General features: G+C 59.5%; 25 protein-coding genes. 14 read left to right on the plus strand and 11 right to left on the minus strand.

What is annotated here, in order from left to right; translation table 11 throughout:
- The first annotated feature begins 44 nt into the window (after positions 1–44).
- Positions 45–809 carry a TlyA family RNA methyltransferase gene (locus OQ273_RS12985; RefSeq protein WP_267990924.1) on the plus strand — a complete coding sequence of 255 codons (765 nt, stop codon included), beginning with the start codon at positions 45–47 and terminating at the stop codon, positions 807–809.
- Complete coding sequence (locus OQ273_RS12990) at positions 806–2,047, plus strand: class I SAM-dependent RNA methyltransferase (protein WP_267990925.1); 1,242 nt, start codon at positions 806–808, stop codon at positions 2,045–2,047. The genes OQ273_RS12985 and OQ273_RS12990 overlap by 4 nt, the downstream gene beginning before the upstream one ends.
- Positions 2,048–2,051: 4 nt before the next feature.
- Here the strand turns inward: OQ273_RS12990 and OQ273_RS12995 are convergent, their stop codons facing one another.
- Together OQ273_RS12995 and OQ273_RS13000 are read right to left on the minus strand one after the other, a co-directional pair.
- Positions 2,052–2,822 carry a crotonase/enoyl-CoA hydratase family protein gene (locus tag OQ273_RS12995; protein WP_267990926.1) on the minus strand — a complete coding sequence of 257 codons (771 nt, stop codon included), beginning with the start codon at positions 2,820–2,822 and terminating at the stop codon, positions 2,052–2,054.
- A 54-nt stretch (positions 2,823–2,876) separates the two neighbouring features.
- On the minus strand, positions 2,877–4,664 hold the full coding sequence (locus OQ273_RS13000) for an acyl-CoA dehydrogenase family protein (RefSeq protein ID WP_267993095.1): 1,788 nt from the start codon (positions 4,662–4,664) through the stop codon (positions 2,877–2,879).
- Between the two features lie 229 nt (positions 4,665–4,893).
- Between OQ273_RS13000 and OQ273_RS13005 the strand changes: the two genes are divergently transcribed.
- The 3 genes from OQ273_RS13005 (at position 4,894) to OQ273_RS13015 (ending at position 8,085) form a co-directional block, all read left to right on the plus strand.
- Positions 4,894–5,874: an L-threonylcarbamoyladenylate synthase gene (locus OQ273_RS13005; RefSeq protein ID WP_267993096.1), complete on the plus strand. Its 981-nt coding sequence runs from the start codon at positions 4,894–4,896 to the stop codon at positions 5,872–5,874.
- 32 nt (positions 5,875–5,906) lie between these two features.
- On the plus strand, positions 5,907–7,334 hold the full coding sequence (locus tag OQ273_RS13010; RefSeq protein WP_267990927.1) for an FAD-binding oxidoreductase: 1,428 nt from the start codon (positions 5,907–5,909) through the stop codon (positions 7,332–7,334).
- Positions 7,335–7,518: 184 nt separating this feature from the next.
- The gene (locus OQ273_RS13015; RefSeq protein ID WP_267990928.1) at positions 7,519–8,085 is read left to right on the plus strand and encodes a DUF6101 family protein; all 567 of its coding nucleotides are present in this window, start codon (positions 7,519–7,521) and stop codon (positions 8,083–8,085) included.
- A 69-nt stretch (positions 8,086–8,154) separates the two neighbouring features.
- On the opposite strand, the gene OQ273_RS13020 is transcribed toward OQ273_RS13015, so the two are convergent.
- Positions 8,155–8,556, minus strand: coding sequence for a DUF3775 domain-containing protein (locus tag OQ273_RS13020; protein ID WP_267990929.1), 402 nt, complete (start codon positions 8,554–8,556; stop codon positions 8,155–8,157).
- 222 nt (positions 8,557–8,778) lie between these two features.
- On the opposite strand from OQ273_RS13020, the gene OQ273_RS13025 reads away from it, so the two are divergent.
- Entirely contained in the window at positions 8,779–9,327 is a 549-nt protein-coding gene (locus OQ273_RS13025) for an HPF/RaiA family ribosome-associated protein (RefSeq protein WP_267990930.1), read from the plus strand.
- An 11-nt stretch (positions 9,328–9,338) separates the two neighbouring features.
- On the opposite strand, the gene ubiA is transcribed toward OQ273_RS13025, so the two are convergent.
- Positions 9,339–10,298 carry a 4-hydroxybenzoate octaprenyltransferase gene (gene ubiA / locus OQ273_RS13030; RefSeq protein ID WP_267990931.1) on the minus strand — a complete coding sequence of 320 codons (960 nt, stop codon included), beginning with the start codon at positions 10,296–10,298 and terminating at the stop codon, positions 9,339–9,341.
- Between the two features lie 153 nt (positions 10,299–10,451).
- Here ubiA and purD point away from each other — a divergent pair, with 153 nt between their 5' ends.
- Both purD and OQ273_RS13040 read left to right on the plus strand, forming a co-directional pair.
- Positions 10,452–11,726, plus strand: a complete 1,275-nt coding sequence (gene purD, locus OQ273_RS13035; protein WP_267990932.1) for a phosphoribosylamine--glycine ligase — start codon at positions 10,452–10,454, stop codon at positions 11,724–11,726.
- A gap of 101 nt (positions 11,727–11,827) precedes the next feature.
- Complete coding sequence (locus OQ273_RS13040; protein ID WP_267990933.1) at positions 11,828–12,436, plus strand: plant virulence effector HPE1-like domain-containing protein; 609 nt, start codon at positions 11,828–11,830, stop codon at positions 12,434–12,436.
- Between the two features lie 71 nt (positions 12,437–12,507).
- Here OQ273_RS13040 and glyS read toward each other — a convergent pair whose 3' ends face one another.
- From glyS to OQ273_RS13070, 6 genes are all read right to left on the minus strand, one after another.
- The gene (gene glyS / locus OQ273_RS13045) at positions 12,508–14,634 is read right to left on the minus strand and encodes a glycine--tRNA ligase subunit beta (protein WP_267990934.1); all 2,127 of its coding nucleotides are present in this window, start codon (positions 14,632–14,634) and stop codon (positions 12,508–12,510) included.
- A gap of 39 nt (positions 14,635–14,673) precedes the next feature.
- A complete protein-coding gene (locus OQ273_RS13050; protein ID WP_267990935.1) occupies positions 14,674–15,624 on the minus strand; it encodes a glycine--tRNA ligase subunit alpha in 951 nt (316 codons plus the stop codon).
- A gap of 85 nt (positions 15,625–15,709) precedes the next feature.
- Positions 15,710–15,907 carry a hypothetical protein gene (locus OQ273_RS13055; protein WP_267990936.1) on the minus strand — a complete coding sequence of 66 codons (198 nt, stop codon included), beginning with the start codon at positions 15,905–15,907 and terminating at the stop codon, positions 15,710–15,712.
- A gap of 68 nt (positions 15,908–15,975) precedes the next feature.
- The gene (locus OQ273_RS13060) at positions 15,976–16,836 is read right to left on the minus strand and encodes a S49 family peptidase (RefSeq protein WP_267990937.1); all 861 of its coding nucleotides are present in this window, start codon (positions 16,834–16,836) and stop codon (positions 15,976–15,978) included.
- Positions 16,837–16,915: 79 nt separating this feature from the next.
- A complete protein-coding gene (locus tag OQ273_RS13065; RefSeq protein WP_267990938.1) occupies positions 16,916–17,710 on the minus strand; it encodes a tRNA1(Val) (adenine(37)-N6)-methyltransferase in 795 nt (264 codons plus the stop codon).
- Positions 17,707–17,931 carry a putative signal transducing protein gene (locus tag OQ273_RS13070; RefSeq protein WP_267990939.1) on the minus strand — a complete coding sequence of 75 codons (225 nt, stop codon included), beginning with the start codon at positions 17,929–17,931 and terminating at the stop codon, positions 17,707–17,709. The genes OQ273_RS13065 and OQ273_RS13070 overlap by 4 nt, the downstream gene beginning before the upstream one ends.
- 234 nt (positions 17,932–18,165) lie before the next feature.
- Here OQ273_RS13070 and OQ273_RS13075 point away from each other — a divergent pair, with 234 nt between their 5' ends.
- The 4 genes from OQ273_RS13075 (at position 18,166) to moaB (ending at position 22,745) form a co-directional block, all read left to right on the plus strand.
- The gene (locus tag OQ273_RS13075; RefSeq protein WP_267990940.1) at positions 18,166–19,182 is read left to right on the plus strand and encodes a polyprenyl synthetase family protein; all 1,017 of its coding nucleotides are present in this window, start codon (positions 18,166–18,168) and stop codon (positions 19,180–19,182) included.
- Positions 19,183–19,292: 110 nt separating this feature from the next.
- Complete coding sequence (locus OQ273_RS13080) at positions 19,293–21,290, plus strand: tetratricopeptide repeat protein (RefSeq protein WP_425493416.1); 1,998 nt, start codon at positions 19,293–19,295, stop codon at positions 21,288–21,290.
- Between the two features lie 12 nt (positions 21,291–21,302).
- Positions 21,303–22,178, plus strand: a complete 876-nt coding sequence (locus tag OQ273_RS13085; RefSeq protein ID WP_267990942.1) for a 4-(cytidine 5'-diphospho)-2-C-methyl-D-erythritol kinase — start codon at positions 21,303–21,305, stop codon at positions 22,176–22,178.
- A gap of 21 nt (positions 22,179–22,199) precedes the next feature.
- Positions 22,200–22,745 carry a molybdenum cofactor biosynthesis protein B gene (gene moaB / locus OQ273_RS13090; protein ID WP_267990943.1) on the plus strand — a complete coding sequence of 182 codons (546 nt, stop codon included), beginning with the start codon at positions 22,200–22,202 and terminating at the stop codon, positions 22,743–22,745.
- Positions 22,746–22,761: 16 nt separating this feature from the next.
- Here moaB and OQ273_RS13095 read toward each other — a convergent pair whose 3' ends face one another.
- Entirely contained in the window at positions 22,762–23,541 is a 780-nt protein-coding gene (locus tag OQ273_RS13095) for a crotonase/enoyl-CoA hydratase family protein (protein WP_267990944.1), read from the minus strand.
- Between the two features lie 216 nt (positions 23,542–23,757).
- Here OQ273_RS13095 and OQ273_RS13100 point away from each other — a divergent pair, with 216 nt between their 5' ends.
- Both OQ273_RS13100 and OQ273_RS13105 read left to right on the plus strand, forming a co-directional pair.
- The gene (locus OQ273_RS13100; protein ID WP_267990945.1) at positions 23,758–24,915 is read left to right on the plus strand and encodes a PA0069 family radical SAM protein; all 1,158 of its coding nucleotides are present in this window, start codon (positions 23,758–23,760) and stop codon (positions 24,913–24,915) included.
- A gap of 203 nt (positions 24,916–25,118) precedes the next feature.
- The gene (locus OQ273_RS13105) at positions 25,119–25,811 is read left to right on the plus strand and encodes a ribonuclease HII (protein WP_267990946.1); all 693 of its coding nucleotides are present in this window, start codon (positions 25,119–25,121) and stop codon (positions 25,809–25,811) included.
- Positions 25,812–25,829: the final 18 nt, after the last annotated feature.

Here is a 25,829-nt window from a genome sequence, read left to right on the forward strand (position 1 = left end):
TACAAATGGCTTGCCTCGCGCCGGTTCAGCCTTCATGACAGGCCATGGCCACCGCAGAAGACACCATCCCGCAAAAGGTCCGGCTCGACGTCCTCTTATGTGAGAGTGGACGGTTCGAGACGCGGGCACGCGCACGCGATGCCGTGGTGCGCGGGACAGTTGAGGTGGATGGGACAGTCTGCAAGAAACCCGGCATACGGCTCAGCCGCGACGCCGCGATCCGCATCACAGACCCGGCCGATGGTTACGTCTCGCGCGCGGCCCTAAAGCTGATCACCGGCCTTGAACATTTCGGATTTGACCCAGCCGGGCGTAACGCGCTTGATATCGGCGCATCGACCGGCGGCTTTTCGCAGGTCCTGCTTGAACGTGGCGCGGCCCATGTCACGGCCATCGATGTGGGGCACGGCCAACTTCACCCATCCCTTGCCTCCGATGAGCGCGTTTCCAACCTTGAAGGTATCAACGCACGCCACCTGACCCGCGAGACGGTGGGAGACAGACCCGCGGAGGCAGTGGTCAGCGATGTCAGCTTCATCTCGCTGAAACTGGCGCTGCCGCCAGCCCTTGCCATGGCTGAACCCGGAAGTTTCTGCGTGCTTCTGGTCAAGCCGCAATTCGAGGCGGGAAAAGGCGCGCTTGGCAAAGGCGGGATACTCAGGGACCCCGAATTGGCAAATCATATTGCAGAAGACCTGTCGGCCTGGCTTGACGCACAGCCAGGCTGGAAAAGCCTCGGCACCTGCCCTTCGCCCATTTCCGGCGGCGATGGCAACCGGGAGTTCTTGTTGGGAGGCCTGCGGGCATGACGGCGCGGACGGTGACGATCGAGAGCATCGGCGCTCAGGGCGACGGAGTTGCGACTGTTGATGGCAATCCCGTCTATGTGGGTTATGGCCTGCCGGGAGAAACCGCAAAAATCGAGCAGGATGGCTCCAAGTCGCGGCTCGTCGCCATAGACACACCATCGCCAGACCGCGCGAAACCACCCTGTCCCCATTTCGGTCCGGATGGCAACCGTTGCGGCGGCTGCGCATTGCAGCATTTGGAGATCGGAGCCTATCACAGCTGGAAGGCCGGGCTTGTCGCAAACGCTCTGGCGGCTCGTGGCATCGAGACTGCAATTGCCGACATGATACCCTGTGCGCCGGGACAGCGGAGGCGCGCCGTTTTCACGGCGCGAGCCATCAAGGACCGTACTCTCTTCGGCTTCCATGAGTCCGGAACACATCGCATTGTCGATATCGGCTCATGCACCGTGTTGAGCGACGGAATTGTCAGTGAACTGGCTAAGCTCAGAGCCATTGCCGGACTTTTCGCCCGTGGCGGCAAGCCAGTTCGCATGACCGTGCTTGAAAGCCTGACAGGTCTGGACATTTCAGTCGACGGCATCTCGAAACTGCCTGAAAAACGCCAACGGCAGGCCGTTGATCTGACGCTGAATCACGGCTTCGCGCGCCTTTGCCTTGGAAGCGAAACCCTGGTCGAGGCACGCAGGCCGGTGCTGCAGTTTGCGGGCACAAACGTCGAGCCGCCGCCCGGCAGCTTCGTTCAGGCAAGCGCCCATGCGCAGGAGCGGATGATCGCCATTGTCACTGGCTATCTGCAAGGGTCAAAATCGGCCGCGGACCTCTTTTGCGGTTGCGGCACATTCGCCTTGGCACTGGCGCGGCAATCGGCAGTCCTTGCGGTGGAAAGCAGCGCTCCGGCTCTCGCCGCGCTCGACCATGCGGCGCGTCACACCCAGGGCCTGAAACCCCTGCGGACCGAGCGCCGCGACCTTTTTCGCCGTCCGATGATGGCAAATGAGTTGAAGAAGACCGATGCTGTCGTTTTCGATCCGCCGAGGGCGGGAGCGCAGGCGCAGGCGACGGAACTCGCCGCTTCAAATGTTCAGAAAATTGCCGCTGTCTCCTGCAATCCGGCAACGCTGGCGCGCGATCTGCGCATCCTCATAGATGGCGGCTTCCGGCTGACATCGGTCACGCCGATAGACCAGTTCTTATGGTCGCCGCATGTCGAGGCGATCGCGCTGCTGGAGCGTTAGCGCCTCAAGCGCTTTTCTTGCGTGCGAGGAAGGCCTCGAAGGCCGCCTTCGCCTCCGGCGATGCCAAACGTTCGCCGAAGAGCGCCGATTCCTCTTCTATACGCGCGACGATATCCGCGCGGTCGCCCCGGCGCAGAAGATCACGGGCGATCTGCATGGCCTGTGGGGGCTTGGATGCGATTTCGGCCGCGGCGGCCAGCGTCGCGCTCTCAAGCTCCGCCTCTGGAACCACCTTGTAGATCAGGCCGGCGTCGCGGGCTTCCTCTGCGGAAAAACCGACACCGGCAGCCAGCATCGCAAAGGCGCGCTGATGACCCATGGTCATGGGGCCGAGCAGGCTTGAGCCAGCCTCCGGAAGCAGGGCGAGATCAACGAAGGGCGTGCGGAACTCGGAGCGGGGCGAAGCAAAGGTCAGGTCACAATGGAAATGCACAGTCGTGCCGATTCCGATGGCAAGGCCGTCGACACCCGAGATCATGGGCTTCTTTACCGTGGCAAGCGCCTTCAGGAACTGGCCGACATGTCCCTCTCCGATCCGGCCATTGACGGCGTAGGAGAGAAAATCCTGCATGTCGTTTCCGGCGGTGAAACAACCTTCCGTTCCAAGGAATACATGGGCGCGAACCGCATCGTCCTCATCACCGGCGCGCATGGCCTCGACCATCAGCCGGTACATATCCTGCGTGATGGCGTTCTTCTTGTCCGGGCGGTTGAAACGGATGACCTGAACTGCGGCCAGGTTCTCCGGCCGCTCGACGATAATATGTTCGCTCAAAGCACTCTCCTGTTCTCTGGCCGGCTGATGCGTCAGTCGGATTCGCTGTGTGGCTCAACCAAGGGCGCTGCGCGCCTGCTCAAGGCTATAAGCGCCTTCGGTTACGGCCTCCTTAAGCGCCGAGGTTTCGGCAAGCAGGTTTTCCGCGCAGAAACGACACAGCGCAATGCGGGCGGCATTGCCTTCCACTGTTTCAACCAGCGCGCCCTTGGCAAGATAGACAGTGCCCGAAGCAAGCCCGAAGAGGCGCAGATAGGGTGTCGCGCCTGCAAGTGCTGCCTTTACCCGCCCATCCTGCAGCGCTTGCAGCAGCCAGTTGGTGGCCGCTTCAAGGTCTTCGAGCGCGGCGTCCAGCCGATCGGCCGTCATGCCGAAATCGGGATTGTTCTTGCCGCTAACTTCCGCGGCGACTTCCTTGAGCTCGGCGATGTAGCCCTTGACGTGTTCGCCTCCGGACTGCGGCAGCTTGCGCGTGACCAGATCAATGGCCTGGATGCCGTTGGTCCCCTCATAGATCGGAGCGATGCGCGCATCGCGCAAAAGGCGCGCGGCTCCCGTCTCCTCGATGAAGCCCATGCCGCCATGAATCTGAACGCCCATCGATGCGGCCTCGACACCGATATCGGTGGAAAAGGCCTTGGCAATCGGTGTGAGGAGATTGGCGCGCTCTCGCCAGAAGACCGTTTCCTCTTCCGCGCCGCGCTGCTGTGCACTGTTGGCCATATCGATGGCATGGGCGCAGCAATAGGAGATGGCCCGGCTCGCCTGGGTCAGCGACTTCATAGTCACAAGGCTGCGCTGGATATCGGGATGCTCGATAATCGGGCTCATGCCCTTGCCCTGCCAGCCGGGAGCCTTGCCCTGTGTGCGTTCATTCGCGTAGTCCAGCGCCTTTTGATAGGCAGCATCGGCCACCGCAACGCCCTGAATGCCGACATTGAGACGCGCATTGTTCATCATCGTGAACATGCAGGCCAGACCGCGGTTTTCCTCTCCGACAAGCCAGCCGACGGCGCCCGGCGTGTCGCCAAAACGTCCGTCACCATAGATCATGGTGCAAGTGGGCGAGCCGTGAATGCCGAGCTTGTGTTCAACGCTATGGCAGAAGAGGTCGTTGCGAACCCCGGGATTGCCGTCTTCATCCGGAATGAATTTCGGCACCAGAAAGAGGGATATGCCGCGGGTTCCGGGCGGTGCATCCGGCAGGCGGGCCAGCACGAGATGGACAATATTGTCCGAAAAATCATGTTCGCCATAGGTAATATAGATCTTCTGTCCGAAGATCCGGTAGCTCCCGTCACCGGCCCGTTCGGCGCGCGTCTTGAGGACACCGAGGTCAGAGCCGGCGTGCGGCTCCGTCAGGTTCATTGTGCCGGTCCATTCTCCGGAGATCAGTTTTGCCAGATACATGTCCTTGAGGGCCTCGTCGGCATGCGCCTCAATGGCTTCAACAGCGCCCATGGTCAAAAGCGAACACAGACTGAACGCCATGCAACTGGCGTTCCACATTTCGTTGGCTGCGACCGAGAGCATGGTCGGAAGGCCCTGGCCGCCATAATCCGGCGCGCCGGTCAGGCTGTTCCAGCCGCCCGCAATCCAGTTTCGGTAAAGACCGGCCCATCCAGCAGGTGTTGTCACCACAGCGTCGGCAAGCGGCGTGCCCTTTTCACCCTCCCCGGAAAGCGGCGCGATTTCTTCTGAGGCAAACCGACCGGCCTCGGTCAGTATCGCATCCACCAGGTCGCCGGAGAGATCTCCGAGCTGTTCGGCATCGAGAGCCTCCTGAAGGCCGGCAACATGTTTAAGCGTGAATGCGATCTCGTCGACAGGTGCGCGATACATGCCGATCAATCCTCCCTTTTCGTCGAAGCTGGTCATCGAAGCTGGCGCCGCTGCTACAACAGCAGGATCAGCCTGTCATGTCCATGCGGTCGAGTGAAATCGCCTAGGTTATTTTTACGTAAACGTCAATTTAATTCGTCAAGGTTGAACAATCAGAACGCGGCATCTGACGCCGCCGTTGAGCTATTGCGCCGGGCCTGCTATCTGCGGTGCATATCCGGTGGATGAGATGACGATCCTCGACATATCACATGATGAAAATGCGGCATTGCGACGGGCCAGCGCGGTTCTTGCCACGGGCGGACTTGTCGCCCTGCCGACCGAAACGGTCTACGGGCTTGCGGCCGATGCAACGCAGGGCGAAGCCGTCGCGCGCATCTTCGAAGCCAAGGGCCGTCCCCGCTTCAATCCGCTCATCTGCCATATGGCCGATATCGACATGGCCCGACGCTATGTCTCGTTCGATGGTGAAGCCTTCCGTCTCGCCGACGCGTTCTGGCCCGGCCCCCTCACCCTGGTCCTGCCGCTGAAACCGGACGCCGGCATCCATCCGCTGACAACAGCCGGGCTCGATACACTCGCCGTGCGGGTTCCGACCGGCTTTGCAAACCGGCTGATTGCCAGCTACGGCCACCCGCTTGCGGCACCGAGCGCCAACATGTCAGGCCGGATCAGTTCTACATCGGCGGCCCATGTCGAGGCGGATCTCGGGGACAAGGTCGGGCTGATCCTTGATGCGGGTCCGGCACAGATCGGACTGGAATCGACGATCCTCAAGCCCACCAACAAGGGCATCGAGTTGCTGCGCCCCGGGGGCCTTGCCGCCAATGATATCGAAAGCGCCATCGGCGCGCCTCTGCTGCGCAAGGCCAAGGCGGATGCTGCCGTCGAGGCGCCTGGCATGCTGCGCTCGCATTATGCGCCCGGCAACAATTTGCGCATCAATGCGCAAAGTGCCCGACAAGGCGATGCGGTGATCACGTTTGCCGGTCAGACCTTAGAAGGCGCGCAATCGGCCAGCCTGGTGCTCGATCTCAGCCCGTCCGGCGACCTGAATGAAGCCGCCACTAACCTTTTCGACTATATGAAGCGCGCCGATCAGGCGACACACCGTGACATCGTGGTGGCCTCCGTGCCCCGGTCGGGCCTGGGGGAAGCCATCAACGACCGGTTGGAGCGAGCGGCGGCGCCAAAAGACCAAAGCCGATAGACCGTGGACGGGCGCGCCGTTACTATTGCCCCATGACCGAAGATATTCTTGACCAGTTCGCCGCGATCGTCGGCGCCCAGTACACCATCCGCGATGAAAATGATCTTGCTCCCTATCTCAAGGAGCCGCGCGGTCTCTACAATGAAAACTCGCCCATGGTTCTGAAACCCGGTTCTACCGAAGAGGTGTCAGAGATCCTTTCGCTGGCCACGAAGACCGGCACGCCCATTGTGCCGCAAGCCGGCAATACCGGGCATGTGGGCGGTCAGGTTCCGCTGGTCGACGGTCCGCATGGACAGATCATCCTTTCCATGTCGCGGCTCAATCGCGTTCGGGAGACAGACGCTGCGGGCAATACCATGACGGTGGAAGCCGGATGTGTGCTTGAGACAATCCACCAGGCTGCCGCTGATATCAATCGCATGTTTCCACTCACCCTCGGTTCGCAGGGCAGTTGCGAGATTGGCGGGAACCTGTCGACCAATGCCGGCGGCACGGCGGTGCTTGCCTATGGCAACACACGGCAATTGTGTCTGGGTCTTGAAGTGGTTTTGCCGACCGGCGAGATATGGAACGGGCTGCGCCGGTTAAAGAAGGACAATACGGGCTATGATCTGCGCGATCTCTTTATCGGCGCAGAAGGAACGCTTGGCGTCATCACCGCCGCCGTTATCAAGCTGCACCCGATTCCGGCCGGCAATCAGGTCGCCATTGCCGGCCTTGAAAGTGTCAACGACGCCCTTTCGGTTTTCAGAATGGCGCAGGAGGCGTGCGGCGGCGCGCTGACCGGCTTTGAGTTGATGCAGGGCATCGCCATGGAGTTTTCGACACGCAACATACCGGGAAACCGCAAGCCGCTTGCGAATGACTACGATTGGTACATCCTGATCGACATCTCCTCCAGTCAGTCGGAAGACGATGCCGACAGAATGATGCAGACCATCATGGAGGGTGCCTTCGAAAAGGGACTGATCAAGGATGCCGTCCTTGCTCAGTCCGAGGCCCAGCGCACAGCATTCTGGCAATTGCGTGAAACGATGTCCGCAGCACAGAAACCCGAAGGCGCGTCGATCAAGCAAGATGTCTCCGTACCCATTGCGGCAATTCCGGAATTCATGGCGCAAGCCGACCGCGCTGTGCTCAATGCCATGCCCGACGCCCGCATTTGTGCATTCGGACATATGGGCGACGGCAATATTCACTACAACATCTCGCAGCCGGTGGGCGGCGAGAGCGATGCCCACATGGCGCGTCGGCATGAAATCAGTGATCTGGTCTACGCCGTCGCTACACAGATGGGGGGATCGATCTCGGCAGAACACGGGATAGGCCAGATGAAACGGGACCGCCTCGCCGCCATCCGGCAACCGATCGAAATCGATCTCATGCGCCGGATCAAGACTGCGTTCGATCCTGCAAACATCATGAATCCCGGCAAGGTCATCGATCTCCAAGGTTAAGCGGCGCCCTGTTTCTTAAAAATGGATTGCGGCCTGTTTGATTTCGCTAACCATTTGCCAAAACAGGATTTTCTTAACCCTAGATATTAAGCCCGCTCGAAGGCATTTGGCGTAGTTTGCCTGTTGCAAGAGGACAAAAGTCCCGCACCGGATCATCCGGCTCTCAGAAGAGACAGAGGCAAACATGACGAATTCATTGCGCAAGCCGGCCTGGGCCGGTGACGAACTGCGACTGGACCCGGGACGATTTCCCCAGCAGGTCACCTATGCATCGCGCTCAGACAGCGACTGCATGACGTTTACGCTGGACCGGCGCGGCGCCGTCCTGCGCAAGACCCTTCCTCAAAGCGGACTGCCGCTTTCCATTGCCCTGCCTGCCCGTGCCTTCAAGGGCATCGCGGCCCGCGCCATGGAGCATGAGGACGGAACGGTAACCGTGACGCTTGAGCTGCATCACGAAGACAATGAACTATGCGTTCCGCTTCTTGTCGCCCACGATCTCCAGGACATCGCCGCGGACTGGAATGCCTGGTCCGAGATTTACAATCTGCCAATGCTGATGATCGAAGGTGACGGAGAGGCCAAACCGCTGGATGACAGGCTTGGGCCGATCGCGACCAAATCCGTCAAGCCGCGCAGGCGGCACGCTTCCCTGACCTCACGCAGACCGCGTTTCCTGGTCCGCCGTAGAACCGGAAAGCTTGGTGTGCGCATGACGATCAAGGGCGAAGAGATTATTGCCCGCCGCTAAGACAGATGTAGCCTTTCACCTGTTCGCCGGTTTTCCAGACGGAAGGCCGGCGAATTTGTTTGCTGGCGGCTAAAGCCTGTTCATCTCATACTCTTCGCAACTGTGACCGAGTTGCGAGAGACCTTCCTCAAGATAATCAGGCAGCAATGGGATACCCAGAAGGTATTGCGCCGTCCGTTCATTGCTGGCATCCGATGCCTGGGATCTGAGATCGGACCAGTCGGAGCGGTCATAATCGTCCCGGCCTAGCCAGGTGAGCGTCACGAGATCAATCTGCTCATCAACGGTCAGCGACGAAATGAACGAGGTGAGTTCTTCTTCCACCGGGTCGTTGCCGTGCCCTTCCAGCACCGCAAGCATGGCATCGTCGGACGCATTTGAAGCCGGATCAGGGTCGGTGACAGCGTCTTTGACGTCGAACTCCCGCGCCTTGACGATTACGAAGCAGACTTTCTCCAACGAAATGTCCATGGCAACCGTCTCCTTTCCGTTAGATCAAACATGCGCGCCGTCTTCCTGTAGCGGCGGATATCAGACTTGCATGGCGCGAGTGGCGGCGATTTGAGCTGAGTCAAACGATTGAGCGGAATCCCCCAGGCTTTGTCGGGCGGCGATCTTGACCCAAATCAAAGCGGCAAAGCGGGCAATTGAGCAGGATCGTTTTTGTGAGCATTGATATGCGGAGTTAAAAGAATGCAAGTTACCCCGAAAATCGTTTTCCATGGCATGGACCCTTCCCCGGCTGTTGAGGCCAAAATCATGGAGCGTATTGAAAAGCTTGAGGAATTCCACAGCAGGATTGTCTCTTGCCGGGTTACGGTTTCGGCCCCTCACAGGCACAGCCGGAAGGGCAAGATTTTTGAGGTCCGCATCGATATCAGCGTACCGGGACGCGAGATCATCGTGAACCGGGAACCGGGCCGCGATCACGCTCATGAGGATGTGTACATCGCCCTTCGCGACGCATTCAATGCGGCCATGAGACAATTGGAGGACCATTCCGACAAGCGTGGCGGCATTCGCATAAAGGAGCATGCGCCCAAGGGCCACGGGACGATCGCGCGGCTGTTTTCCGACGAAGGATACGGGTTTGTCACGACACCGGACGGTCGCGAACTGTTCTTCCAGCGGGACAATGTCACCGGTGACGGCTGGCGCGGCCTCGATGTCGGTTCCGAAGTGCGCTTTACTGAAATGGAGGGTGAAGGAGGGCCGCACGCGACAGCCGTGACAGCCGTCTAGTAAACAGCACCCTAAAGGAGGTTGGCTGCAACGCCCGCCGCAAGGCCGGCAAAGACGATCCAGCCGACCAGGTTGTTAGACCTGAACAATGCAAGACACTGATCGCCGTCGTCGATGTTGACGACGGCGATTTGCCTTGCAAGCATGATCCCGGCCGCCAACAGTCCCACGTAGACAGGCCATGCACCACCAGCCAGCCAGACAGAAACCGCCATGAGCGCAATCGCGGCTGCATAGATACCCGACAGCCAGATCTTGGTCTTTTCGCCGAACAGCCGCGCGGTTGAACGCACCCCGACAAGGGCATCGTCTTCCTTGTCCTGGTGGGCATAAATCGTGTCATAGCCGATAGTCCAAAGCACTGCGCCGACATAAAGGACCACGGGCGCAGCCGCGAGGCTTCCAAACGCACCGGCCCAACCCATCAGCGCGCCCCAGGAAAAGGCCAGCCCGAGGAAAAACTGAGGCCAGTCGGTAAACCTTTTGGCAAAGGGATAGATGGCGACAATCGCAAGCGAGCAAACGCCCAGAACAATCGAAAAGAGGTTGAACTGCAGGAGAACCAGAAGACCGATCAGCGATTGGATGATCATGAAAAACTTCGCCTGGCTGCGGCTGACGCGTCCGGAGGGCAATGGGCGCGACCGGGTCCGTTCGACCTGCATGTCGATCTCATGATCGACCAGATCGTTATAGGTGCATCCGGCCCCGCGCATGGCGATGGCACCGATTGTAAAGAGCAGGAGATGGGCCACAAGCTGACCGGGCCGCAGTGCCCCGTCGATCGTCTGTGCATTGGCCGCCAGCATTGCCGACCACCAGCACGGCCACATCAAAAGCTGCCAGCCGATGGGCCGGTCCCACCGGGCGAGCTGCGCATAGGGCCACAGCCGCCTCGGCAATGCCCGGTAGACCCAGTTGCCGGAGGGCGCATCGACCACGCGGCCGGTATCTGTATGCGTTTGTTGCATGGTGCCTTGGTGACAGTTCCAAACGGCGTGAGTCAAGCGCACATTGGATAAGTCGGCTGTTTACGATCACAGTCCGCGCAAAACCTTGACGTCAGGCAAAACCATGCTACCCCCAAAAGACGGCGGGCAGGCCAGCGGAAAGGGATTGCGGCAATGAATGTTCTATTGATCGGGTCCGGCGGGCGGGAACATGCACTCGCCTGGAAAATCTCGGCCTCGCCGGTGCTGGACAGACTTTACTGCGCGCCGGGCAATCCGGGCATCGCGAAGGAAGCCGAATGTGTTGACCTAAACGTGTCGGATCACGGAGCCGTCGTTGATTTTTGCGCTCAAAGGGAAATCGGCCTTGTTGTCGTCGGCCCGGAAGCACCGCTTGTGGCGGGTATCGCCGATGCGCTGCAGGAAGCCGGGATCCCGGTTTTCGGCCCAACGGCGGCGGCGGCGCAGCTTGAAGGCTCCAAGGGTTTCACCAAGGACCTTTGTGCCCACTACAATATCCCAACCGGGGCCTATATGCGGTTCAACAATGCACCGAAGGCCAAGGCATACGCCCGCGAGATGGGCGCGCCGATCGTCATCAAGGCCGACGGCCTCGCGGCCGGCAAGGGTGTGACGGTTGCTCAAACCATGCCGGAGGCGTTTGCCGCGATCGATGACTGTTTCGAAGGTGCATTCGGTGACGCCGGCGCGGAAGTCATTGTTGAAGAGTTTCTGAAGGGCGAAGAGGCGAGTTTCTTTTGTATTTGCGACGGCGCCAATGCCCTGCCGCTGACAACGGCGCAGGACCATAAGCCCGTCGGCGATGGCGACACCGGCCCGAATACCGGTGGGATGGGTGCCTACTCGCCCGCCCCTGTCATGACGGATGCGCTTGTCGAAGAGACGATGGAACGCATCATCAAGCCAACCCTCGACGGCATGGCGGATCGCGGCACACCCTTTACGGGCGTACTTTATGCCGGGCTCATGATCACCGAAAGCGGGCCGCAGCTTATTGAATACAATGTCCGCTTCGGCGACCCGGAATGCCAGGTTCTGATGATGCGCCTCAAGGACGATATCCTGATGCTGATGAAAGCGGCTGCCGACGAACTTCTGTGGACCATGAGCGCGCGCTGGGTCGATGAGGCCGCGCTTTGTGTCGTCATGGCAACCAACGGATATCCCGGCCCTTACAAGAAAGGGTCGAAAATCAGCAATCTGGAAGCAGCCTCCGCCCTGCACGACGTCGAGATTTTCCATGCCGGAACGGCGCTTGACGGTGAGGATCTTGTCGCCAATGGCGGACGTGTTCTCGGTGTGACCGCGCTCGGCTCAACTGTCAAAGCCGCGCACGACCAGGCCTATATGGCCGTTGACCTCATTGGATGGGATGACGGATTTTGCCGACGAGACATTGGCTGGCGGGCCATTGAACGCGAAAAATAGGCGCTTTTACACTGCTTTCATTGGCAAAACGTTAACCATTCCTGAAAACTGCTTGAAAAGGCTTGTGTGCTAATTTCCGGTCAACAAACCTGGAGAGCGACATGCAGCGCCTTATCGTATTGACTTCTTTTTTTGCACTGACAGCAGGCCCGGCGCTTGCCGGCGACGCGGTGCTTGACATCAAGACCAAGAGTGTCGGAGCCGGCAATGTCATCACGGTGGATTGCTCGCACTGTCCGCCGCTGAAGGAAAAAGACACCGGCCCCGATGTCCATGGCGTCGAACTCGTCGAAACCGAAATCGGCGGTACACGAAAGGTCGTGCAGACCGACAACATGATGGGCGGCAGCGCCGTGCGCTATGTCCGGGCAGCTACCCCCGAGGGCAGTTATTCCGGTGAAGCGGTCACGCAGACTGCCGGAGGCACATCCGTTACCGGCGGCAACAGCCACGGCACGATCCATATTGAGCGCGGTGTGACGCCTATTGTTGCCGATGGCGGAACCACTTTCAGTGGCGGCGGTGAATTCAACGTTGAAGAAGTCGGCAATGCCAATGAGCGCCGCGACGGCGTGGACGGCGCATCGCAGACCTCTTCGGTCAACATGAACGACGCCCAGCACGACAATGCTGGTGCGGAAACGGTGGAAGGCGGTGAAGAGCCGCATAATCCGGGCCCCGAAATCATCGATCTTCGTCCGACCCACTAGCTTCCACAGCACTTGCAGACAATCAAAAAGGGGTGACGTTCAGTCACCTCTTTTTCTTTTGATACAGATGGTTATCCGGATATCTTCGAGAAATCCGCGACTTTTTCGGTGGCTGTGCGGATGCGGCGCAACAACGCCAGGCGGTTGGCGCGTACGGCACCGTCCTGCGCGTTGACGAGCACTTCGTCGAAAAAGGCATCCACCGGCTTGCGCAGGTCGCCCAGCGCCCGCATTGCGGCGGCAAAATCCTCACCCGCAACCGCAGAAGCAGCACCGCCCTCGGCCGTGTCGACGGCTGCGGACAACTCCTTTTCAGCCGTTTCGGTCAAAAGATCAGGATCGACGGCATCGGCAATCGGCGTGTTCTTCTTTTCCTCCGCCGAAAGAATGTTGGCGGCCCGCTTGGTGCCGGCGAGCAGATTTTGCCCGTCGTCTGTCTCCAGTAACTGTCCGAGCGCCTCTACCCGCTTGCACACCATCAACAGGTCATCGGTCTGCGGCGAAATCACAGCGTCAATGAGATCGTGACGGGCTCCATTGTCACGCAGATAGACCTTCAGGCGATCATGGAAAAAGGAAAGAAGGTCATCGCTGACGCCGATTTTCGCCAATGGCAGGCGGATATCGTTTTCCAGAATCAGTCGAATGACACCCAGGGCCGCGCGGCGCAGCGCATAGGGATCCTTGGAGCCTGTCGGCTTTTCGTCGATTGACCAGAAACCGGTCAGCGTATCCAGTTTGTCAGCCAGGGCGACCGTTACGGCAACCGGGTCCGTCGGCACATCGTCGGATGGTCCCTGCGGCTTATAATGATCCTCTATCGCAGCGGCGATATCCTCTGCTTCACCCTGCAGCAGCGCATATTTACGGCCCATCGTGCCCTGCAACTCGGGGAATTCGAACACCGCTTCGGTTGTCAGATCCGCCTTTGCCAGCAGTACGGCACGATCGATCTTTTCTGCCTGTGCCGCATCGCCGCCGAGGAAGGTGCCGAGCCTTTCCGCCAGCTTGCGGATACGCGCAACGCGCTGGCCCTGTGTTCCGAGCTTGGCGTGGAATGTCACATCAAGCGCGTCGAGCTTCGCCATGCGCTGATCGAGGGGCTTGGACAGGTCGAGAGCAAAATGCTCCGCCGAACGGGCGAGCGTCTCGAGATCCGGCAGGTCCACCTGATCGGTTTTCCAGAAATGCAGCGCATCGGCGAGCCGCGCCCGCACCACCTTGCCGTTTCCGTGAGCGATCTCCCTGCCGCCGTCACTTGCTTCGATATTGGCGGTGATGATGAACCTGTTGCTCAGCGTATCCTTCTGAGCCTGGGGACGCAGAACGAAGCATTTCTGGTTTTCCCGGATGGTCAGGCGTATGACCTCGGGCGGAATCGAAAGGAATTCCTCTTCAAACTCTCCCATCAGGATCACCGGCCACTCCACCAGTCCCGAGACTTCGTCGAGAAGCGCATCGTCTTCGACCAGCTCGAAACCTTGCGCAAAGGCCAGATTGCGGGCGTCCGACAGAATGATTTCGCGCCGGCGGCCGGCATCAAGCACGACCTTCGCCTTTTCGAGCTGGTCGACATAGTCGGAGAAGCGCCGCACGGTGATGGGTTCGGGCGCGTGAAAGCGATGACCATAGGTGACATTGCCGGCCTTCAGGCCATCGATCTCGAAATCAACCACGACCGGTTCTTCCGTTTCCGGTCCAAAGGTGCACAGGATCGATTGCAACGGCCTGACCCAGCGCAGCGCACCCGGCTGAGCCGATGCTTTCCCCCAGCGCATGGATTTCGGCCACGGGAAATTGCGGATGATCCCCGGCATCAGTTCAGCAATGATGGTTTCCGCGTCGCGACCTGGTTTCTCAATGATTGCGACGTAGAAATCTCCCTTCTTGGGGTCGGATTTGACCGTCGCCTCATCGGCAGAGGCCAGTCCGACACCACGAAGAAAGCCGGCTATTGCCTTTTCAGGCGCATCGGTTCGCGGCCCTTTGCGTTCCTCACGTATGTCCGCAGAGCGAGCGGTGACGCCGCGCACATCGAGGGTCAACCGGCGCGGCGTCCAGTATTCGCGGGCCGCTTCATAGGTCAATCCGGCATCGACAAGCCCGTCGGTCACCAGTTTTTTCAGATCACCCGCAGCCTTGCGCTGCATGCGGGCGGGAATTTCTTCGGATCGAAGTTCTAAGAGTAGATCGGGCATCGTCTTTACGTCGTTTTCAGGAACCGATTGGCATCTTTGTCATTCTAAGCCGGCACCAAGACCGCCGGCCTCGGTTTTGAGGAACGCCTCCCCGCACATTTTTGAGAGATCGCGCACCCGCAAGATGTAACTCTGGCGTTCCGTTACCGAGATGACACCACGTGCATCCAAGAGGTTGAAGACATGGGACGCCTTGATGCACTGATCATAGGCCGGGAGCACGCAGTCATGCCGCTCCGGATTGGTTGCGCCGCGTTCAAGAAGCGCGCGGCACTCGGCCTCCGCATCGTCGAAATGCCGCAGCAAAATCGCCGTATCGGCAAACTCGAAATTATAGCGCGAATACTCTTGTTCGGCCTGCAGGAACACTTCGCCGTAGGTAACCTTGTCCTCGCCGCTTCCACCATTGAAGTTCAGGTCATAGACATTGTCGACGCTCTGCACATACATGGCGAGCCGCTCAAGGCCGTAGGTCAGTTCACCGGCAACCGGAGAGCATTCTATACCGCAGACCTGCTGGAAATATGTGAACTGCGAAACCTCCATGCCATCGCACCAGCATTCCCAGCCAAGACCCCAGGCGCCCAGCGTCGGGCTTTCCCAGTCATCCTCGACGAAGCGCAGATCATGCAGCTTCGGATCAATGCCGATCGCCTCAAGCGAACCCAGATAAAGCTCCTGCAGATTAGGCGGCGATGGCTTGAGCAGCACCTGATACTGGTAATAGTGCTGAAGCCGGTTCGGGTTTTCACCATAGCGGCCGTCCGTCGGCCGTCTTGACGGCTGAACATAGGCGGCATTCCAGGGACGCGGCCCCAGGGAGCGCAACGTCGTTGCCGGATGAAAGGTGCCGGCCCCCACCTCCATATCGTAGGGCTGCAGGATCACGCAGCCATATTCGGCCCAGTAATTATGCAGCGCCAGGATGAGACCCTGGAACGAGTTGGTTGGATCAAGGTTTGTTGATTGCGCGCGCGCGGACGTGGTCATCGGTTCGGTCCGGTTCGAATTGAAGTGCGCGACAGGTGCCACGCACGCCCAGCGCGGTCAAGGGTTTAGCGCAAGATGCGCGATCTTACTGCTCGTCCTCGTCGCGTTCGAGCCGGTACTCGCCGGTCTTTGGGTCCTTTACGAGCGTGCCTTGCGCACCGGTTTCCGATTCCTTTTCCTGCCTGCGCACCGATTTGCTGACGCGCTCGGCTTCCTTCAGGAAGCGCTTGTAACCCATCCAGCCGACAATCAGCACGGCTATAAAGAGTAGTATCTGGACCATTATTCGCCTCCCCGCGACGATTGCCGATTATCGTCAGCGAACCTTGGTCGCGCAAGCGCATCGCAACGTCAAAGCCCGTAGCGCGACCATAGGGCGCGATCCTCCACGGCTTCGACCAGTCCCGACGCCGCTGCACCCGCAATACGCGTCGAAAGCTCTCCGGTTCCGGCACCGGTCACCCGGCGCCCGAACAGGCCGCGCGGCATGGTTATCAGTCTGAACCTTGTCTTCTCGCCGTAACGGTCCTTCAGCACGGACCGCATGTCGCCAAGCGAATCGACGAGACCAAGCTCCTTGCCCTTGAGCCCGGACCAGAACAGTCCGCTGAACAGATCGTCATTGTCGGCGAGTCTTTCGCCGCGGCGTTCCTTGACCATGTCGATAAAGACCTGATGGACTTCGAGCTGCAGCGATTTAAGGTGATCGATATCGGCTTTTTTCTCCGGCTGGAACGGGTCGAGCGTGACCTTGTTCTTGCCGGCGGTGTAAACACGGCGGTCGACGCCGATCTTCTTGATCATCTCATCGAAACCGAAACCTGACGAAACGACACCGATGGATCCGACAATGGATGACGGATCGGCGACAATTTCATCTCCGGCAAGCGCAATCATATACCCGCCGGATGCGGCCAGATCCTCGACAAAGACGTAGACTTTCTTTTCCTTTTCCTGTGCCAGGTCGCGGATGCGCCTGAAAATAAGCCGCGACTGGACAGGCGAGCCTCCGGGCGAATTGACCAGTATAGCGACCGCCGGCGCTTTCTTGTCGGCAAAGGCTTTTTCCAGCAAAGGAGCAGCGGTGGCGATGTTGAGCGCCGGCCGAAACTGCGATCCGCCCGCCATGATCACGCCCTGAAGCCGTACCACGGGGATCGTTGTGTCACTGGACCTGAGGAAACGCGGTAGAAGAGATTTATAGAAAGCCATCAATAGAGCCCGTATCCGATATCGAATGACCCCTGATGTATGTATTTTCCGTCAAAACACAATGCCGCCTATGCGCCGGCTATCGGCGTGCCAGGAACGCCCGGCCATTGATCAGGTCATCAACAAACGGTGAATAGCCGCCCGCCTTGTCATCGTGAACGAAAAGCGGCGGCCGGATCGACAGGCGGGCGCGGCTCCCGGCAATGGCGCTCGCCAGTATCCGGATCGCCTCCTCGCCCGGCCTTGGATGGACCGGGACGATATGCAAACCGCCGAAGCGGCCGGTACAGGCGGCTAGGATCTGTTCCAGCGATTGCGGTCTGGCAATCAGGGACAACTGCCCGCCCGGCTTGCACACCGCACCTGCCGTGCGTATCCACTGCGCCCACATATCCTTCGGCATGGCGTGAGCTTCGGCCTTGAGGCGATCAGGCGTGACACGGTCGGCCGCATCGTTGAAGGGCGGGTTCATGATAATATGATCAAAACCCGCATCGGCCAGCCCGGCTGCGATACGTTCGCGCCCACTCAGTGTGACATCGGCTTCTACAATACTGATTTTTTTTGCAAATTCAGCATTTTGCGGCAATTGTGCCGACTGCCGGGCAAACTGGGCCATTTCCCGCGACCGTTCGACAAGAATGACCTCAAGATCCGGCGTCCTGCTTGCAACGGCGATGCCTGCGGCACCGCAGCCGGCGCCGAAATCGGCCAGCCGGCCTTTGGCTTCCGGCGGCACAAGCGATGCCAGGAGCATAGCGTCGATACCGGCCCGATGGCCCTTGCCCCTGGGTTGCGCCAAAAAGAAACGGCCACGGTGGAACGCATCGACAGTTGCCTCGGGCAACCGGTTTTCACCGGGCCCGCTGCTCATCTCTCGCGCAGCTCATCGCCAAGACCCGCCCCTTCGACGAGTTGGCGCGCTTCGTTCACCCGGTCGGCATCCACCAGGAGGCGGCGCGACAGGGCGTTGATTGATCCGTCAAGCACGCTCATATTCTCGTCGGCGATGAAGTACTGAATTCCGGCCTCCTTAAGAAGCGTACCGACGAAGGAAAGCGTGACAACGTTGTTCGTTCGGATCAGTTCCTCCATAAACTCAAACACCTTTCAGACTTGCAATCACCATTTCGGTGACAATTTACAGTTTGGTCGAGCGCTGTTTGCCATATATGCGAACTGGAAGTGGTTTTGTCATCACAGTCACGGGACTGCACGATAAATTGAGGTGTTGTCACTCAACAATGGGGTTAAGTGCGTCGATTCTTCACTTGTCCCGCAACCGGCCAGTTTCTATTGTCTTTTGCAGTGTATCAAGGAGTCTGCATTTTGGGCGTTGTCATTCCGCTTGAGGATAAAAACAGAAACACCGCGTCTATCAAACCGCTGGTGGATCTTACAAAACCCGACATGGGACGGGTCAACCAGTTGATCCTTGAAAAGGCAGGCTCCGATGTCGAAATGATCCCGGAGGTTGCAAACCACCTGATATCGTCGGGCGGCAAGCGACTTCGTCCCATGCTGACCCTCGCCGCGGCATCCATGTTCGGTTATGAGGGCGACGGCCATGTAAAGCTGGCGACCAGTGTGGAGTTCATGCATACGGCCACGCTGCTTCATGACGATGTCGTCGATGAGAGCGATCTGCGCCGGGGCAAATCGACCGCGCGGATGATCTGGGGCAATCAGGCCAGTGTGCTGGTCGGGGATTTCCTGCTCGGACAGGCCTTCAAGATGATGGTCGATGTCGGCTCCCTTGATGCGCTGGACGTCCTGTCCACCGCCGCCTCGATCATTGCCGAAGGCGAGGTGCTGCAGCTTTCGGTCGCCGGGAATATGGAAACGACAGAGGACGATTATCTGGCCGTGATCCGCGCGAAGACCGCCGCGCTGTTTTCCGCAGCGGCGGAAGTCGGGCCGATCATCGCGGGCGCCAGCAAGGCCGACCGGGACGCGCTGCGATCCTACGGAACCAATCTGGGCCTCGCATTCCAGCTCGTGGACGATGTCCTCGATTACGGCGGAAAGGCGCAGGACCTTGGAAAGAATGTCGGCGACGATTTCCGCGAAGGAAAAATAACGCTGCCCGTGGTGCTTTCTTATCGCCGCGGCGACGATAATGACCGGGCCTTCTGGCGCTCGGCAATCGAAGAGGGAAACAACGACGAGGCCGCGCTTGAAACGGCACTTGCGCTGATCGCAAAGTCCAATGCTTTGAACGATACGATCACGCGTGCCGAGCATTACGGCGCGATTGCGCGCGATGCACTTGCGCCTCTGGCAGACACGCCGGCCAAGGCGGCGATGCTGGAAGTCATCGACTTCTGCATCGACCGAATCAATTGACGCGCGTTGCCCAGCTTCCCTCTTGCTTGCCGTGCTGGCTGAAAAAGGCCATGCTTTGGGAGAATAGTGTGGATTCGCTATCGATGAGAATAGACATGGGAGCGGGCAAGATGCGGCCTAAACTCTTTACCCTGGCGGCGAGCATCGTCATGGCGGGCATGCTGGCGACACAGCCTGTATCGGCGAACGATGACGCAAGCGTTGACACGTTCGATTCAGGCAGGGTTGCCAGTTTCGCCGGAGCGCTGCTCGCCGGACGCACCGCCGAAGCGGATCGCGATGCCGAAACCGCCATTGACCTTTATCGCACAGCCCTGCGGTTCGACGCGGACAACACGGATCTTCAGCAGCGGTTGATGGTGCTGCTTTTCAACAACGGAAATTTCGACGAGGGCGTTGCGCTTGCGGAAAAGCTCAAGGGCGATCCCACGATTGAAAGCACCGCGAGGCTTGCCCTGGGCATCAATGCCGTGCGCCAGCGTGAGTTCAAGAATGCACAAAACCTTCTGGATTACGCAGGGGTCAACGATCTGGAACGCCTGTTGCACGGCCTGCTGCAATCATGGGCCTATTTCGGCGACAGGAAGGGCGACCAGGCCCAGGAAACGATCGATGCTCTTGAAGGGCCGGAATGGTACGGCATCTTCAAGACCTTCCACAGCGCCGCCCTGCAGGAAGCACTCGGCAACACGGACGGAGCACGCCGCCTCTACACGGCGGTGATCACCGACCAAAACAGCGCCGGCATGGCGCCCGATACCTATATTGCCGCTTCCATGTCGCTCGCCGGCATGGAAAAGCGGCTTGGCAACGAACAGCGGGCCAAGGATGCGCTGGCAACGGGGACCGCCTTTGCGCCCGGTTATGCGCCGCTGCGCGCCCTGCAAGAGCGCATCGAGGCAGGCGAAACGCCAAAGGCTTCGATCCGCAATTCCGCGCAAGGCGCATCGGCCGTCCTTTATACAATCGGAAGCGCGCTTAACCGCAGCGGCGCGGAGGATTTTGTCGCAATCTATCTGAATTTTGCCCGGGCGCTCGATCCCAAGAATGCCGGAACGCTGATCATGCTGGGCGCCCTTCTGGAGAATCAGGGAAAACCCGAAGCCGCAATTGCGCTTTACGAGGCTGTGCCGGAGGGTTCGATCTTCCACCGTGTCTCGGAGCTTCAGCTCGGCCTCAACCTTTCCGATCTCGACCGGCTTGATGAGGCCAAGCAGCACCTTCGGGACCTGATTGAAATCGATCCAACAGACATGCGCGCTTATCTGGCTTACGGCAGTGTCCTGTCACAGGCAAAATCGTACCGGGAGATGGCTGACAATTACGACCGCGCGGTCCAGGCCATTGGCGTCCTCCCCGATCAGTCGCACTGGAATATCTTCTATCAGCGTGGCATCGCCTATGAACGCCTGAAGGAATGGGAAAAGGCTGAACCCAATTTCGAGCGAGCTCTCGAACTCAATCCGAACCAGCCGCAGGTCATGAACTATCTGGGCTATTCCTGGATCGACATGAACATCCATCTGGATGAGGGCATGGAACTGATCCGCGAGGCGGTGCGGCTGAGACCGAATGACGGCTATATCGTCGATTCACTGGGATGGGCCTATTACCGTCTCGGCGATTACGAAAACGCTGTGGAGGAGCTTGAGCGGGCCGTTGAAATCCGCCCCGGCGATCCAACCATCAACGATCATCTCGGTGACGCCTATTGGCGGGCCGGTCGCAAAACCGAGGCCCGCTATCAGTGGGAACGGTCGCTGACCATGGAGCCGGAGCTTACCGAGATCCCGAAAATCAAATCCAAGATCGCAAAGGGTTTGCCAGATTTGCCTGCGAAAGCCCCTTCGGCGTCCAATTCGGATGGCCAGAAAAACGACATAGACGGCTCGCTGAAACTGGATGAGTCGAAGAAGAACGGCATGATTGAGGATGTTCCGGCGACCCAGACAACCGAATACGAGGTCAAGCCGGGGCAAACGCTTTGGACGATCGCCGACGAAGTTCTGGGAGACGGGGAGCGCTACCGCGAGATCATTCTGCTCAACCCGTCCTTGCGGAACGGCAAGGAGACGATCCACCCCGGGCAGATTATTCTCATTCCGTAATCGCGTGACATCATGGGCGAGATTACTGAAACCGCCTGGGCCAAGATCAATCTTGCTTTGCACATCACCGGACAACGGGATGATGGCTATCACCTGATCGACAGCCTGGTCGCATTTGCCGACATGGGCGACCGCCTGACATTTACACCGGGCGCGCGTGATGTCCTCACGCTTGCCGGTCCGTTCTCCGGCAGCCTGAATGCCGATGACGACAATCTGGTCGCTCGGGCACGGGCGCTGGTTCGGGACTTTACCGTCAGTCATGGCCGGGATGCACCGCCGGTCGCAATTCACCTGGAAAAGAACCTCCCCGTCGCCTCCGGTATCGGCGGCGGATCGGCAGATGCAGCGGCAACGTTAAGGGGCCTTGCCCGGTTCTGGTCGATAGACATTGGCGAACCGGATCTTTCGGCGATGGCGCTCAGCCTGGGGGCGGATGTTCCCATGTGCCTTGTGTCAAAACCGTTGCTGGCGCGCGGAATCGGCGATCAGCTGGACCTGCTGGATTCTCTTGCGACCTTGCCGATGCTTCTTGTCAATCCGCTGGAGGCGGTTTCGACCCCGGCCGCATTCGACGCCCTTGAATCAAAAAACAACGCCGCTCTGCAGCTTTCGGAACCGCTTGAGGACATTGAGACGGTGGCAGCGGCGTTAAAAAAGACGCGCAACGATCTTGAGGCTCCGGCCAGGCGGTTTGTTCCAGCAGTGGACGAGATCTGCGCTGCGCTTTGCACATCCGATGCGCTGTTCTGGCGCATGTCGGGATCCGGCGCGACCTGCTACGGCATATTCCGTGATCCGGTCGCCGCCAGGCTTGCTGGCGACAGGCTTCGCGATCAGTATCCTCATTGGTGGGTGCAAACTGCGATGACGAGCGGTGCACCGTGAGGTTAGATGCAGGAGTTTTTCATGTCCCGAATTGATGAATCGCGTCCATTCGTGCCGGTGAAGATCGCTGTTCTGACGGTTTCCGATACGCGCAGCCTGGAGGATGACAAATCGGGTTCTACGCTTGCTGGACGGATCGAAGAATCAGGTCATGTTCTGGCCGCCCGCGATATCGTTACGGACGATGTTGAGAAGATTGCCGGACGTGTCAAATCATGGGCCGAAGACCCTGACATCGACGTTGTGATCACAACAGGCGGCACGGGGTTTACCGGCCGGGACGTCACGCCGGAAGCCGTCATGCCGCTGTTCGACAAACAGATGGATGGGTTTTCCGAGGTGTTTCACCGCATTTCCTACGACAAGATCGGTACATCCACCATCCAGTCGCGGGCGACCGGCGGCGTTATCGATGCGACCTATGTTTTTGTGCTTCCCGGCTCACCCGGAGCCTGCAAGGATGCCTGGGACGGGATTCTGAAATATCAGCTCGACTACCGCCACATGCCGTGCAATTTCATCGAGATCATGCCGCGGCTCGACGAGCATCTGAAGCGCGGCAAGTAATTCGAAAGCGCCTCCTTCAGATTGCATCAAACCGGCCCGAGCGCCCGAGGCCGGATGCAAAACGTGACGCGCCCTTTTCGGCCTCCTCGCGTATGGGCACCTGCCCCTCGACCCCCTCCAGCTTGAGCGCTTCGGCAACATCCAGACCCCATTGCTGATAAGCTGTCATGCGGTCGGTCCGCAGGCATGTCTGCGGGAAACGTGCCATGTCCGTGGCGATGGAGACAGCTTCCTCAAGCGCCTTGCCCTGCGGAACCAGCCGGTTGGCGAGCCCGAAACTCAGCGCCTCGCCAGCAGCGACAGGGCGGCCTGTCAGGATCATGTCCATTGCCCGGCTGTGCCCGATCAGGCGCGGCAGGCGCACATTGCCGCCATCGATCAAGGGAACGCCCCAACGGCGGCAGAACACCCCAAAGACCGCGTTTTCAGAGGCCACCCGCATGTCGCACCACAGGGCAAGTTCAAGCCCGCCGGCCACCGCGTGTCCTTCTACAGCCGCAATCACCGGCTTGGTCAGCAACCTGCGCGTCGGCCCCATGGGCCCCTCGCCCAAAGGCTCATACTCAAATGATCCTTCCGAGACCGTTTTCAGATCGAAACCGGCACAGAATGTCCCGCCGCGTCCATAAAGCACGGCCGCCAGTTGGCTGTCGTCCTTCTCGAAGGCGTCGAAAGCCGTCAGAAGCAGGCCGGCCGTCTCCGGATCCACGGCATTGCGGCTGTCAGGACGATTGATGGACACAATCGTCACCGCGTCCCGTCGCTCCACCAGAACCTTGTCCTGCGATTCGTCCATGATCCGTCTCCTGCCCTTTTCAGATCGCTGAACTGAGATGCTGACATCACCGGCCGGCCCGGTCAATGTCGCTTGCACCGTGCAACCTCCCGGATATTCAGAGGATTTTCCCAGCACCGTCTCAGATCCGGTTCTCGTGATTTTGTTCTTGATATGTTCTAATCCATTTGCTAGGAATAAATTCATAAAAACAAACGCAGACGTAAGGGTGCTTCAATGAGCGAGCTGGATCATTTCAGGCAAAACAGCCTCAACCCGGCAAACAAGCCGGACATTGCTGAAGCGCTTGCCGCACGCTCAGGCATGCGCGTTGACAAGAACCGGCGCCGCGGGCGCGGCGCGGGCATCAATCCGAGCGGCCGTTTCGAACAGCACTCCCGCCACGTCTTTGATGATGGTTGGGAAAGCCTGGAAGATCTTCCGGCTTTCAAAACGGATGTACAGGTGGAAAAGCCCCGCACCATCATTACCCGCAATCAGTCGCCGGATATTTCCTTCGACCGGTCGATCAACCCTTATCGCGGCTGCGAACACGGCTGTATCTACTGCTTCGCGCGGCCGACCCACGCCTTTATGGGGCTTTCACCGGGTCTGGATTTTGAATCACGCCTTTTTGCCAAGCCCGATGCTCCGAAACTGCTCGAAAGGGAACTGGCAAAGCCCGGCTACAAGCCGCGTGTGATTGCCATTGGCACCAATACGGACCCCTATCAGCCGATCGAGAGGAAATGGCGGATCGTGCGGCAGATACTCGAGGTGTTGAACGCCTGCAATCATCCGGTCGGCATTGTGACAAAATCGGCAAACGTTCTGCGCGATGCCGATATTCTGTCCCAGATGGCCGAAAAGGGCCTTGCCAAAGTGGCTCTCTCGGTCACGACACTGGACGGCAAGCTTGCCCGCGCCATGGAGCCACGGGCTTCGACGCCGGTGCGGCGGCTGGAGGCGATCCGGGGCCTGTCGGAAGCCGGCATACCGGTCGCGGTCATGGCTTCGCCGGTCATACCGGGCCTGAACGACCATGAAATCGAACGCATTCTGGATTCGGCCAAGGCAGCCGGCGCGTGCACGGCAAGCTATATTCTGTTACGCCTGCCGCTCGAAGTCAGCCCGCTTTTCCGCGACTGGCTGCTGCGCCACTATCCGGACCGGTATCGCCATGTCATGTCGCTGGTGCGCTCGATGCGCGGCGGCAAGGATTATGACGCCGAGTTCAACAAACGCATGAAGGGCAGCGGCCCCTATGCCTGGCAGTTGGCCCGGCGTTTCGAAATCACGGCAAAGAGACTGGGGCTCGACAACAGATGGCGCTCCTTGCGCACGGACCTGTTTACGCCTCCCCATGGAACGGGGGTACAGCTCAACCTGCTTTGATGAAGCTTCGCCATGATCGCCTACCCCGACTGCGATCATGGCGGTGGATCCCTCCACCAAGCCGCAGCCGGTTTCCTGCCACCTGTGCCTCACACTGGAACCGGCATTCCCCGAGCAATGACCTCCGGCCTCTGCCGTCCGGAGACACGCTCTGAATGGAGGGACTTGCAGGGGATTGGGTGGGCGTGCGAGTTTGCCGCACAATGTCTCGCACCCCACCTGATTCTCGCTCAGAAACGCCCCGTTCGCGCCGGGCAAAGCCCGGACAGACCGAGCTGTTCGGATCGGTGGGAGACGGTCCGGATTTCAGTTTTGAGACGGCCGCGGGCTCACCCGAACAGCTGGTGGCGGGGGCGGATGAGGCCGGGCGCGGCCCGCTGGCCGGGCCGGTCGTTGCCGCTGCCGTTATCCTTGATCCTCAGAATATTCCGCCGGGCCTTAATGACTCCAAGAAACTGACATCCTGCAAGCGCGATGCGCTCTTTGAGTTGATCCTGGCGAACGCCGACGTTTCCATCGCCTCGTCCGGGCCCGCCCGGATCGACCGCACCAACATTTTGCGGGCAAGTCTCGACGCGATGCGCAGGGCGATCAACACATTGCCCAGCCGGCCGCACAGCGCCCTGATCGACGGACGGGACGTCCCGCCCGGTCTGTGCTGCCGAGCGCAAGCTGTCATCAAGGGTGATGCCCGTTCGCTATCGATCGCCGCAGCGTCGATCGTCGCCAAGGTCATGCGCGACCGGATGATGCGCCAATCTGCAAAACTCTTCCCGGTCTTCGGCTTCGAACGGCATGCAGGCTACGGAACCGCCGAGCACCGCAAGGCTCTTGCCGAACACGGCCCCTGCCCGCTTCACCGCATGAGTTTCAAACCCTTGCGCGAAGACGTCTGACTTTCAGGACAGAGTAAG

The organism is Hoeflea prorocentri, from assembly GCF_027944115.1.
Classification (GTDB): Bacteria; Pseudomonadota; Alphaproteobacteria; order Rhizobiales; family Rhizobiaceae; genus Hoeflea_A; species Hoeflea_A prorocentri.

Coding starts and splice junctions, on each gene's coding strand:
- OQ273_RS12985 (WP_267990924.1), top strand. CDS start 45: ATGGCCACCGCAGAAGACACCATCCCGCAAAAGGTCCGGCTCGACGTC.
- OQ273_RS13025 (WP_267990930.1), top strand. CDS start 8,779: ATGCAAGTTACCCCGAAAATCGTTTTCCATGGCATGGACCCTTCCCCG.
- OQ273_RS13015 (WP_267990928.1), top strand. CDS start 7,519: ATGACGAATTCATTGCGCAAGCCGGCCTGGGCCGGTGACGAACTGCGA.
- OQ273_RS12990 (WP_267990925.1), top strand. CDS start 806: ATGACGGCGCGGACGGTGACGATCGAGAGCATCGGCGCTCAGGGCGAC.
- OQ273_RS13080 (WP_425493416.1), top strand. CDS start 19,293: ATGCGGCCTAAACTCTTTACCCTGGCGGCGAGCATCGTCATGGCGGGC.
- OQ273_RS13085 (WP_267990942.1), top strand. CDS start 21,303: ATGGGCGAGATTACTGAAACCGCCTGGGCCAAGATCAATCTTGCTTTG.
- OQ273_RS13065 (WP_267990938.1), bottom strand. CDS start 17,710: ATGAGCAGCGGGCCCGGTGAAAACCGGTTGCCCGAGGCAACTGTCGAT.
- OQ273_RS13050 (WP_267990935.1), bottom strand. CDS start 15,624: ATGACCACGTCCGCGCGCGCGCAATCAACAAACCTTGATCCAACCAAC.
- moaB (WP_267990943.1), top strand. CDS start 22,200: ATGTCCCGAATTGATGAATCGCGTCCATTCGTGCCGGTGAAGATCGCT.
- OQ273_RS13095 (WP_267990944.1), bottom strand. CDS start 23,541: ATGGACGAATCGCAGGACAAGGTTCTGGTGGAGCGACGGGACGCGGTG.
- OQ273_RS13105 (WP_267990946.1), top strand. CDS start 25,119: ATGTCTCGCACCCCACCTGATTCTCGCTCAGAAACGCCCCGTTCGCGC.
- OQ273_RS13060 (WP_267990937.1), bottom strand. CDS start 16,836: ATGGCTTTCTATAAATCTCTTCTACCGCGTTTCCTCAGGTCCAGTGAC.
- OQ273_RS13005 (WP_267993096.1), top strand. CDS start 4,894: ATGACGATCCTCGACATATCACATGATGAAAATGCGGCATTGCGACGG.
- OQ273_RS13055 (WP_267990936.1), bottom strand. CDS start 15,907: ATGGTCCAGATACTACTCTTTATAGCCGTGCTGATTGTCGGCTGGATG.
- ubiA (WP_267990931.1), bottom strand. CDS start 10,298: ATGCAACAAACGCATACAGATACCGGCCGCGTGGTCGATGCGCCCTCC.
- glyS (WP_267990934.1), bottom strand. CDS start 14,634: ATGCCCGATCTACTCTTAGAACTTCGATCCGAAGAAATTCCCGCCCGC.
- purD (WP_267990932.1), top strand. CDS start 10,452: ATGAATGTTCTATTGATCGGGTCCGGCGGGCGGGAACATGCACTCGCC.
- OQ273_RS13000 (WP_267993095.1), bottom strand. CDS start 4,664: ATGTATCGCGCACCTGTCGACGAGATCGCATTCACGCTTAAACATGTT.
- OQ273_RS13010 (WP_267990927.1), top strand. CDS start 5,907: ATGACCGAAGATATTCTTGACCAGTTCGCCGCGATCGTCGGCGCCCAG.
- OQ273_RS13040 (WP_267990933.1), top strand. CDS start 11,828: ATGCAGCGCCTTATCGTATTGACTTCTTTTTTTGCACTGACAGCAGGC.
- OQ273_RS13020 (WP_267990929.1), bottom strand. CDS start 8,556: ATGGACATTTCGTTGGAGAAAGTCTGCTTCGTAATCGTCAAGGCGCGG.
- OQ273_RS13070 (WP_267990939.1), bottom strand. CDS start 17,931: ATGGAGGAACTGATCCGAACGAACAACGTTGTCACGCTTTCCTTCGTC.
- OQ273_RS13100 (WP_267990945.1), top strand. CDS start 23,758: ATGAGCGAGCTGGATCATTTCAGGCAAAACAGCCTCAACCCGGCAAAC.